The organism is Legionella sp. ST3F1 (genome assembly GCF_048553315.1).
In the GTDB taxonomy this organism is placed as follows: Bacteria; Pseudomonadota; Gammaproteobacteria; order Legionellales; family Legionellaceae; genus Tatlockia; species Tatlockia donaldsonii.
The window spans coordinates 4,755-15,815 of the sequence record NZ_JBLZIO010000007.1 but is presented as its reverse complement, the minus strand read 5'-3'; the positions used below and the strand labels follow the sequence as shown (position 1 = coordinate 15,815).

Genomic DNA, 11,061 nt, shown 5'->3' with positions numbered 1-11,061 from the left:
GGCAAGAAATCAATGCTTTCGGCCAAGATAATAGAAATGTCAACAGACCCCTGAAAGCTATTTAAATTTATTGATAGGACACAGGTATGTGGGACATGCTTTTTAAGCGTTATTGGAGAGTTTGCATTTTTAAGGAAACACCGGCAAACACCCCTTATTCTCATTTTTTACTGGGGTTGGTTGCTTTTTTATTCCTTGCTTTGATTATTCTGCAATGGTACATCACCGATGTACAAAAGGAATTTAAATTAATAACATCAATTTTTGCTGGCCTTAGTTTGCTTTGTTCCTATTTTATTTATACTTTTGTATTATTAAAAGTTTATCGAAAAACCAATCGGTTTGCCCAAACGTTAACTGCGCTTTTGGTAAGCCATTTAATTGTTCATATATTTGCTATGCCTTTATTATTGGTGGCACCAATTTTTAATTCAACTATCAATCCAACATTCGTTTTATTCTTTGGAATTTTGTATTTGATTCTTACTTTGGTATTGACTGTTTGGCAATTTTTAATCACTGCTCATATCTATAAACATGCTTTGGAAGTGGATAATCTAGCTTCAATTTTAGCAAGTGTTGGTTTATTGGCTTGTAATATTTTAACTGTTTCATTTTGGTGATAGGACTATTTATGCATTTACATATCTTGGGTGTTAGCGGAACTTTTATGAGTGCTCTTGCTTTATTAGCGAGGGATGCTGGTTTTAAAGTGACAGGATGTGATGCGAATTGCTATCCGCCAGTCAGTGATTTATTGCAGGCAAAAGGTATTGAATGGACGGAAGGTTATGAGGACAGTACACAAGCATTGAAGGCCGATTGTGTGATTGTCGGCAATGCTATCAAAAGAGGAATGCCTGTTCTGGAAGCAGTGCTTAATGCCGGTAAGAATTATACTTCAGGTCCGCAGTGGTTAGCTGAAAACATTTTGCCTCGCTATCGCGTAATGGCTGTTTCTGGTACACATGGCAAAACAACGACAACCTCTATGCTTGCTTTTATTTTGCATCAGGCAGGTTTACAACCTGGTTTCCTAATCGGTGGGGTAGCACCTAATTTTAATACCAGTGCCAATTTGGGAGAAGGGGAATGGTTTGTTATTGAAGCGGATGAGTACGATAGCGCATTTTTTGATAAACGACCCAAACTCATGCATTATCGGCCTGAAGTAGCGATTTTAAATAATTTGGAATTTGATCATGCTGATATCTACGAAAACCTCGCTGCTATTCAGCAGCAATTTCATTATTATTTAAAGACTATTCCTGCCAAAGGGGTGGTTATTAAGCCTCGTGATGATGCTGCCTTAAACGAAGTTCTTGCAAGGGGCGTTTTTTCAACTGTTAATGATTTGGCTTTTAGCGGGAATGCGACTTGGCGGGCTGAGTTGCTTGATGATAGCGGTCAGACTTTCCGTGTATGGCATCAGGGGAAGGTCGTGACGGAAGTAAACTGGCCTTTGATTGGTCAATTTAATGTTGAAAACGGGTTGGCAGCAATTGCAGCAAGTTCTTTTGCCGGAGTCGATGCAGAAACAGCAGCGAAAGCATTAGCAGAATTTAGCCCCGTTAAGCGACGTTTGGAAGTAAAATCCAATCGTCATGGGATCACTGTTTATGATGATTTTGCACACCACCCCACCGCAATAAACAAGACCATTAAGGCACTTAAACAAAGTGGAAGGCATCAGCGTATTTTCGCTGTTCTTGAATTTGCCTCTTATACCATGAGAACAGGCGTGCATGTTGGTGCTATGTCACAGGCTTTAGCGCCTGTAGATGGTGCCTTTGTGTTGAACCCCGAGCAATTTAGTCTGGCTAATGTGGTGAAAGATTGGATTTGTCCGCATCAGGTGTTACCTAGTACCGATGCAATTGTTAATGCTGTGGTTGATACGGTACAGCCTGGCGATGCTGTATTGATTATGTCTAACCGTGGCTTTGGTAATATTCATCAAGATCTGGTTTCACAGATTGATTTGCGCTTTAACAAATAGCAAATAAAGCATTCGTTGATTGCAAATTCTTTGGCAGATTGTTATAAAAATAGAAGCTCCCAGCGCAAGGAATTGGGAGCTGCAGCTCCACTAAGTAAATGGACAGTGGCTGTGGATGGACAAAGAAATGCCAAGGAGAATATATGGGGTATGAGCCACCATCTTTTGAAAAACTATGTGAAGAAACAGATAAATTAGAAGGTGTTTTTAATAAATTTGCATCGCGCTATTTTGTTGCTAGTTATTCCGATCTGTGCAGTATCGCTGAAACGTTAAAGGACGAGTATTGTAAAAACGTTAAAAAGAAAACATCCTGGGTTTTTACTCCAATACCTAAGGAGTTACGTCTTTCCCAAATTGCTTGTATTAGCCAATTAAAAAATGATCTTAAGCCGCGTACGGAGGCTGAGGTAAAGAAGGCTGTTTCTATCTTGATGGGAGCCTTTATGTATCGCTTATTGCGTCTCGAACATGAACAGATCAATCTTTATGAGTTTTTCAAAGCAGCTCGCATTGAGGATTATTTTAATATTTCTATTGTCAATTCCTGCGCCTTACACACTACCTTGAGGGAGGCACTTATCAAGAAAGGAAATGTTTTTGATGCTCAAACTGTTGCTGTCTGTTGCGGGGCTTATAAGCAGTATTTAATGCAAGAGGGTGTGAGTGACCGATATACCTACATAAAAGGGGATGCTGATTTTTTTTCCAATCTTGATCTTATCATTGCTAAAGCTAAATTGGTTGCAGCGCCGATACAGGCGCAACTACATTATGTTAATTTTATCCAATCGGTAGCTAAATCATTAAAAAAATATGATAAAGAGGTTAGGGATGGTTTAAACACGTTAGATGAGCTCTTAAAAACAAAATTGGCGACGAAAGATTCCATCAAACGGGAAGAAATTATTAAGTGTTTACTGTCTCTGGAGTTAGGAAGTGGTACCACGCAGTATATCAAGGAACTTTTGCCGGGTGATTTAGTTATTGATGAAGAAAGCAGTGTTGATTTTGAGGAAAAAATGATAGCGAGATTGACTATCTACAATCAACACGTTCTTTTAGGCGCTCATATCTTACCCTTAAAAGCTTGTCAAACTGTACCTTATCCTGATCTTGATAGTGCAATCCGTCATGTTATTGAGCGCTTGAATAATTCGCTGGATACCAAGACCCATGACCTTGCCTTTGATGCTCTGAATTTTTTTGTCAACTTACCTGGAGAAGCCACGATTAAGTATGATGCCTGGGGAGATGCTGAGGCTATGAAAGCTGATTTACTGAAACAATGGGATGAATTGAAAGAGGCAAATAGGCTTGAGTTCATATTGGTTACGTAAATAGACTTTCTAATGCAAAAGCAAGGCGTGCTCGCATGAGACGCCTTGCTTTTATCAAACTCAGGTAAACTGCAATTGCTCATCGTTCCAGATAACATTTATTTTATCACCTGGTTTAAATTGGCCTGTTAATAAAGCCTGAGCCAATGGATTTTCCAATTTTTGTTGAATAGTCCGCTTCAATGGCCTTGCACCATAGACTGGATCAAAACCCGCCTCAGCCAAGTGGGCCAATGCATCGGGACTCACCTGCAAGATAATATTTTGCTGCTGTAATCGTTGTTGCAAATAACCAATTTGGATAGTTGCGATATTGGCAATTTGCTCTTTCGTTAACGCATGGAATACGACGGAATCATCAATTCGATTGATGAACTCGGGGCGGAAATGCTGACTGACTAAATCCATGACAGCGGTTTTAATCTGCTCATAATTGAGTTTGGCGCCCATATCTTGAATCAGGGAGGAGCCGATGTTGGAGGTCATAACAATCACGGTATTACGAAAATCAACCGTCCTACCTTGGCCATCCGTTAAACGCCCGTCATCAAGAACTTGTAAAAGAATATTAAATACATCGCTGTGCGCTTTTTCAATTTCATCCAGCAAGATCACTGAATAAGGACGGCGGCGTACAGCCTCAGTTAAATAACCCCCTTCTTCATAACCTACATAGCCAGGTGGGGCGCCAATCAAGCGGGCAACGGAATGTTTTTCCATGAATTCAGACATATCAATGCGCACCATGGCGTCTACTGTATCGAAGAGAAAAGCGGCCAAGGCTTTACAAAGCTCTGTTTTACCAACACCTGTTGGACCAAGAAATAAAAAGGAACCGATAGGGCGGTTCGGATCAGACAGGCCGGCTCGTGACCGACGAATGGCATTGGCTACTGCATCAACGGCTTCATTTTGGCCAATGAGCCGTTTATGTAAGGCCTCCTCCATGTGCAACAATTTTTCCTTTTCACCTTCCAGCATTTTAGAAACGGGAATGCCAGTCCATTTGGAAACAACGTCAGCAATTTCTTCCTCGGTAACTTTGTTACGTACCAGTCTTGTTTCACTGGGTTCAGAGGTAGAAACCTGATTCAGTTGTTTTTCAAGTTCGGGAATGCGGCCGTATTGTAATTCTGACATGCGCGCCAGATCGCCAGCTCTTCTCGCTGTTTCCAGTTCAATTTTGGCTTGTTCCAGGGCTTCCTTGATTTGGGTTGCGCCTTGCAAGGTGGCTTTTTCTGTTTTCCAGATTTCGGCCAGGTCAGCGTAATTTTTTTCCAGTTCCTGAATTGTTTTTTGTAAATCGTCTAAGCGTTTTTTAGAGGCTTCATCATGTTCTTTTTTGAGTGCCTCCCGCTCAATTTTCAACTGGATGAGGCGTCTGTCAAGTTTATCCAGGCTTTCCGGTTTGGAATCAATTTCCATGCGGATCTGACTACCTGCTTCATCGATTAAATCAATGGCTTTATCAGGTAATTGCCTGTCACTGATATAGCGATGAGAGAGTGTGGCGGCTGCAACGATAGCAGGATCGGTGATTTCAACGCCGTGATGGACTTCATAACGTTCTTTTAAGCCGCGTAAAATAGCTATGGTATCTTCAACACTTGGTTCGTTAACCAGCACTTTCTGGAAACGGCGTTCAAGGGCTGCATCTTTCTCAATGTATTGACGGTATTCATCCAGTGTTGTGGCACCAATACAATGCAATTCACCGCGGGCGAGAGCTGGTTTTAACATATTCCCTGCATCCATTGCGCCTTCTGCTTTCCCAGCACCAACCATGGTATGAAGTTCATCGATAAATAAAATGATTTGCCCTTCTTGTTTCGCCAAATCATTCAAGACGGCTTTTAATCGCTCTTCAAATTCACCACGAAATTTAGCGCCAGCAATGAGTGCGCCCATGTCTAAAGACAGTAACCGTTTGTCTTTTAAGCCTTCGGGTACTTCACCATTAACAATTCGTTGCGCCAAGCCTTCTACAATGGCTGTTTTCCCCACTCCCGGCTCCCCAATGAGGACGGGATTATTTTTTGTACGCCGTTGCAGCACCTGGATAGTACGGCGGATTTCATCATCGCGACCAATCACTGGATCCAACTTACCCTGTTCTGCACGCTCCGTTAAATCAAGCGTATATTTTTCCAGTGCTTGCCTTTGTTCTTCGGCGTTGGGATCATTCACTGTTTCATTACCACGAATGTCATTGATCGCTTTTTCAATCGCTTGCTTGTCAGCACCAGCCTGCTTTAATAGTTTTGCAAGAGTACCTTCCTCGCTAATGGCTGCTAAGATAAATATTTCGCTGGAAATATAACTATCTTTTCTTTGTTGAGATAATTTATCGGTGAGATTAAGTAAGCGTCCGAGAGCGTTGGAAATATGGATATCGCCCCCAGTACCTGAGACTTTAGGCAGTTTATCGAGTGCTTGGTCTATTAAGGTTCGCAGTTGTGATAAATTAACGCCAGCCTTGGTCAGCAAAGGCCGGCAACTACCTCCTTGCTGATCAAGCAGCGCTTTCATGAGATGTTCCGGTTCAATAAAACCATTATCTCTCCCCAACGCCAGTGATTGGGCATCGGCTAAAGCCATTTGGAATTTTGAGGTAAGCTTGTCCATTCTCATAAAAGGCCTCTCTTTTTCAGGAAATGATTGTTTAAATGATGCAGTACCCCGTAAAATGAGGGCTCTTTTGACAATATCAAGTATTAACTATGAATAATAATCCGATGACTGAGAATCCAGATTCCCAAACCTTGTTAAACCAGATTGTTATTGAATTTATGAGGGAGCAAAAGAGTAAACGCCGTTGGCGTTGGGTGAAGAGAGTCATTTACTTATTGTTATTTGCCTTTGTCATTTATCTTATCGCCACTTATAAAGATGAGGATAAAGTTTTACGTGCTAAACCCCATGTCGGTTTGATTGATGTGAATGGCACGATATTCGACACAGACAGTGGTAATGCTGAGAATTTTGCGAAGGGTTTGGACGATGCCTATAAAAATACTGGTTTGAAGGCTCTGATCATACGGATTAACAGCCCAGGCGGCAGCGCGGTACAAGCTGATTATATGTACAATACGCTGCAATACTATCGTCAAAAATACCCTGATATTAAAACGTACGCTGTGTGTGTTGATATGTGTGCCTCGGCTGCTTATTATCTTGCTGCGGCAGCTGAGGAAATCTATGCTAACCCTGCAAGTATGGTTGGTTCGATTGGTGTTCTGTATAACGGGTTTGGTTTTACTGATGCCATGCAAAAAATTGGTGTTAGCCGGCGCTTGCAGACAGCAGGGATTAATAAAGGCTTTTTAGATCCTTTTTCACCCGTTGCCCCTGGCGATAAACAACTTCTGCAAACGATGTTGGATGATGTCCATCAGCAATTCATCGCAAAAGTGAAAGAAGGGCGTGGCAGTCGTCTTAAAATTGATGAGCTGACCTTCTCAGGGCTTTTTTGGACAGGTCAACAGGCAAAAAATCGTGGATTAATTGATGGTTTTGCCAGCAGCGGCCAGATTGCCCGTAATATGGTCAAGATTGACCAGGTAATTGACTATACCTATAAGCAAAGTGTATTTGAGCGGATGGCAAAAAATATCGGTACGGCGGTTGCCAATCAATTACCAATAGCAATGGGGATGCAGCAAGGAATAAGAGCTTGAATATTACCCTGTAGTACTTCGAGATGCATAGAGGCCTCCAGATATTAATATTCCCATGGCCTCTTTCTCTTTCCGATTATTTTTTCTACCCTGACCAGGATCATTGTCAACATGCTCTGGAGACAGGCAGTTTTAAGCGTCGTCTTTTTTAAGAACAACGGGTTAAATAAGGACGGTCATCTGGCCTAGTGAAAGCCTCAGTCATTTCGTTCTCTTTATCTGGAACCCGTAAGTTTAAATGGGTACGAAAAGCCACTGATATCGATTCATCTTCTTCCATTTTAGCTTTCTTTTTATTGTCAAGAGGACTTGCAGGACGCTTTGGTTGCGAAGCTCTTGGTTCATTGTCATGCCTAAGGTAGTCATGAATAAGCGCCGCACCGAAAAGAGAAAAATGGGATTCAGCATCAGGACTAAAATGTTTCAGGTTTAGTATAAGCGTTTCTTTTTGGGGGATGATTTCAAAATCAAACGCGTCTAGTATTTTAGTCTCATGGAGGGCTTGGTACATTGCTTCTCTGATAGTTTCATCAATTGAAAAAATTAAGCTTGTTCCTTCGATTTCAGCGTGACCGGATTGGTATAGCTCAGCAAGTAATCTCATCATGGAATCATTGGACTGTGCTTGAGTACTGAAGAAAGCAGGGCTTTTGGGCGTTAGTTCTACTATAGGAAGAGTAAATGAACCTATTTGTACAGTTTGAATTTCTGGTGGATTTTCATCCACGACGTCTAACGCCACGCCAGTGCATGATTGGCTATCATTTCGTGTTCGTGGTGGGCGAGTTTGGAAAAATCTGGCGGAATATTTTTGGGCTTCAGCGAGGTCGTAATCCACCACCACACAGCTATCATCCTGAAGATGGTATTCTTTTGCATCAGCATTGGCTAGATAATCTGTAGAAAGAGCGGGTAATTTCTCCTGTTTTTGGATAAGGGGATGGATGTATTGCTTGTAAATATCCTCAAAGGTGACCACATAGCCAAGTTTGTCTTGATAGTGACGAATCACTCGTCCTAGCATTTGCTCTATGTCTTGTTGTGCTGTTTGTCGAGAAGGAGGGCGTAAAATAAACTCCCATGCCAAATCAGGGCAATCAAATCCAAAGCGAAGCTTTCTTACTGCGAGGAGAATGCCTGGTTGATTGCTTTGGACAAATTGTTTTACCTCTTCAAGAGAAAGCGCATTATCACTATGAATGGCATAAGCATTTAACCCTGCCTCGCGCAGGATTTTTTGTGCCTTGTTACACAATTCGATGGATTTTAAATAAATAAGGCCTTTGGTTTCAGCCAAAGTAACGCCTTCCTGAAATCCTGGGTGATACTGATTTCTCAGGATTTTCGGCAGCCATTTAAGGATAAGGTTTAGATTGGCCAGTGAGTAAGGAATATTAATGGTATCTACAATCAAGGGCGCATGAAAATGACTATTAAGTGCTTGTTGAAGACTAAATGAATACAACGTATTTTTGAGCAGGTCCTGGTTAGGAGGGGTTGCACTACTGGCAATGACCATTGGGGCATCAGAAGGAAGCTCTGCAATCAAGTTTTTCACTGTTGCTGTGTACTCATGATATTCATCTAAAAGAATTAAAGCGGCCCGATGAATCATTGACTGGCTTTCCAGAAGTTTTTTAAAACTATCCTCACAGCAAATAATGATAGCGCTTTGTTGGTGAATGCGTTGGTTTTTAAGCAGCGTTATTGCACTGATACTTTGCGTATGACTGGAAACGGTGAGGATATGCTGTTGCGGAATTGAAAGAGGATTATCCTCTTGTTGCAACGCTTTATTATAGCGGAGTAAATCCTGATAGAACTGGATGACGAGTTCGATATGCGGGGTGACAATAAAGACGGATTGATTTGCGGCTGCGGCATGATAAGCCATCAATGCCAGTGTAGATTGAATAAGGCTTTTACCACTTCCCGTCGCCATGACAAGCCGTGAAGGGCCTGAATAGCTTGCCGCTGCTTGAATGGCTTCAATCTGGTAGCGGCGCAGGGGGGTACTTGCAAAATCATACCCATGAATGAATTGAGCAAAACAGGTTTTAAACTCAGCGGCACTTTGAACCAACGAAGGTCTTGACGGTATTAAATCAAGACGCTGCCCATTGGCTTTAGCATGGAGGCTTAATAAATCAACCTGTTGCATGGAGCCTTCATAACCCTCATGATGCCTGTAGTTTTCTTCGATAATCTGATTTAGTTCTTTAATAGCGGCTTCAATAATTCCGTAAAAGGGGGAGGGAACAGCCTTAATTGGGCAGGGAAGCTCAAATAGCTCCGCTTTTTTTCCTGTGGCAGCAAATAAATTTTTCTGTTGTTTGGAGCGGAATAAACCGATTTTTTCTAAAGGCAGAATGCCATAGCCAGCAATATTTTGTTCTGCAAAGAGATAATGTAGAACAATCTGGAAATAATAATCTTCGCCCCATTTTTTTGCTTGTGCTGCTTCAGGAAAGAGGCAGAATAAATCCTCTTCCTCTTGAAGCATTTGCCGGATGAGTTGCATATTGACCATAAAGAATTTAGAACCAAGTTCCCCAGGCCTCTTTTTATGGCCGCCTAAGGTTCCAACACTCAGACTTGCTTGCTCTGCCGTTTGAAGCCCTAAAAAATCCATTACTGAATCCCAGGAGTCAGAAGGAATTATTTCCGGCGAGAAAGATAGGCTGGCAATATTATCGTCCAGAAGGGCAAACTGAGGGCTGTTGGTGTAATAAGAAAACAAAAAGGCCGCAAGCCTTCGCGCTGTGATACTTCCTGCTTCGCTATACACGCCATAGTATTTACTCTCAATTTTACTTATTACCAGTAAATCAAGATGGCTGGAGAGGTAGGGTAATAACTGGATGCTCTCTTCTTCAGTACAAATTAACGTGCAACGAGTCTTTTGAGTAAGGGGAACAAGCGCATTTACTGTGCGGCCAGCACAAATAAATAGGGCAGGTGAAGCAAATTCCATGTCTTTCTTTTGAGTGATAAGCTTTGCACCGAAAGCAGGAGTAGCAATAGAGTGAGTGTAAAATGAGCCGGAGGCTAGGCTCATGTTGCAGACCGGCGTCAATGGCAGTTTGTGATGCATAGAGCTAGTGTCATTAACGGCTTTTTGTGATTTAGGCAGGCGCGGATGGGGGGTGCCTGTCGTATACTTGGTATGGATACCACCCTGGATACCCGGGATGCTCTGGGGGGCGATGATATCTGAAAGTTCCTTGTATTCTTTCTCTTTGGCATGGTTGCCAGCTCGAGCATAGCCTAGGACGATTCCATGGACTGAAGCTTGATGCCTAATTCGGTATTCTTCTACTTTGTCATGGTTGCCGCCTTGAGCATAGCCACCGGCAATTGCATGAACTGAAGCCTGATGGCTGGTTCGGTACTCTTCCACTTTGTCATGGTTGCCGGCCAGAGCATAGCCTCTTGCGATTTCATCGACTGAAGCCTGATGCCTGGTTCGGTACTCTTCTACCTTGGCATGGTTGCCCCCTTGAGCATAGTCCTTAACAATTGCATGTATCGAAGCCTGATGTCTGGTTCGGTACTCTTCTACCTTGTCATGGTAGCCGGCCAGAGCATAGCCTCTTGCGATTTCATGGACTGAAGCCTGATGCCTGGTTCGGTACTCTTCTACCTTGGCATGGTTGCCCATTTGAGCATAGCCTTTAACAATTGCATGTATCGAAGCCTGATGGCTGGTTCGGTACTCTTCCACTTTGTCATGGTTTCTAGCCCCAGCATAGGCTTTGGCAATCATGTCTACTGAAGCTTGATGCTTAGTCCGGTACTCTTCTACCTTGTCATGGTAGCAGGCCAGAGCATAGATTACGGCGATTTCATGGACTGAAGCCTGATGCCTGGTTCGGTACTCTTCCACTTTGTCATGGTTTCCAGCCCCAGCATAGGCTTTGGCAATCATGTCTACTGAAGCTTGATGCTTAGTTCGGTACTCTTCTACCTTGTCATGGTAGCCGGCCAGGGCATAGATTACGGCGATTTCATGGACTGAAGCCTGATGCCTGGTTCGGTACTCTTC

Annotated in this window: 6 protein-coding genes; 4 read left to right on the top strand and 2 right to left on the bottom strand. The window is 42.6% G+C overall.

Going from position 1 to position 11,061, the window contains the following annotated elements; all coding sequences use genetic code 11:
• Nucleotides 1-86 precede the first annotated feature (86 nt).
• The 3 genes from ACN4Z1_RS06460 (at nt 87) to ACN4Z1_RS06450 (ending at nt 3,339) form a co-directional block, all read left to right on the top strand.
• Entirely contained in the window at nt 87-623 is a 537-nt protein-coding gene (locus ACN4Z1_RS06460; protein WP_115221640.1) for a hypothetical protein, read from the top strand.
• Between the two features lie 11 nt (nt 624-634).
• Nucleotides 635-1,999 (top strand): UDP-N-acetylmuramate:L-alanyl-gamma-D-glutamyl-meso-diaminopimelate ligase, encoded by a 1,365-nt coding sequence (gene mpl, locus ACN4Z1_RS06455; RefSeq protein ID WP_228364887.1) that lies wholly within the window; start codon nt 635-637, stop codon nt 1,997-1,999.
• A 143-nt stretch (nt 2,000-2,142) separates the two neighbouring features.
• Nucleotides 2,143-3,339, top strand: coding sequence for a hypothetical protein (locus tag ACN4Z1_RS06450; protein WP_228364888.1), 1,197 nt, complete (start codon nt 2,143-2,145; stop codon nt 3,337-3,339).
• 60 nt (nt 3,340-3,399) lie between these two features.
• Here ACN4Z1_RS06450 and clpB read toward each other — a convergent pair whose 3' ends face one another.
• Nucleotides 3,400-5,970: an ATP-dependent chaperone ClpB gene (gene clpB, locus ACN4Z1_RS06445; RefSeq protein WP_228364889.1), complete on the bottom strand. Its 2,571-nt coding sequence runs from the start codon at nt 5,968-5,970 to the stop codon at nt 3,400-3,402.
• 89 nt (nt 5,971-6,059) lie between these two features.
• On the opposite strand from clpB, the gene ACN4Z1_RS06440 reads away from it, so the two are divergent.
• Entirely contained in the window at nt 6,060-7,016 is a 957-nt protein-coding gene (locus ACN4Z1_RS06440) for a S49 family peptidase (RefSeq protein WP_228364890.1), read from the top strand.
• 148 nt (nt 7,017-7,164) lie between these two features.
• Here ACN4Z1_RS06440 and ACN4Z1_RS06435 read toward each other — a convergent pair.
• Nucleotides 7,165-11,061 (bottom strand): DEAD/DEAH box helicase (locus tag ACN4Z1_RS06435; protein ID WP_419423040.1); only part of this gene is annotated, 3,897 nt, incomplete at its 5' end.

Excerpts from the sequence above, each read along its gene's own strand:
- ACN4Z1_RS06450 (WP_228364888.1), top strand. The coding sequence starts at position 2,143 with ATGGGGTATGAGCCACCATCTTTTGAAAAACTATGTGAAGAAACAGAT.
- mpl (WP_228364887.1), top strand. The coding sequence starts at position 635 with ATGCATTTACATATCTTGGGTGTTAGCGGAACTTTTATGAGTGCTCTT.
- ACN4Z1_RS06460 (WP_115221640.1), top strand. The coding sequence starts at position 87 with ATGTGGGACATGCTTTTTAAGCGTTATTGGAGAGTTTGCATTTTTAAG.
- clpB (WP_228364889.1), bottom strand. The coding sequence starts at position 5,970 with ATGAGAATGGACAAGCTTACCTCAAAATTCCAAATGGCTTTAGCCGAT.
- ACN4Z1_RS06440 (WP_228364890.1), top strand. The coding sequence starts at position 6,060 with ATGAATAATAATCCGATGACTGAGAATCCAGATTCCCAAACCTTGTTA.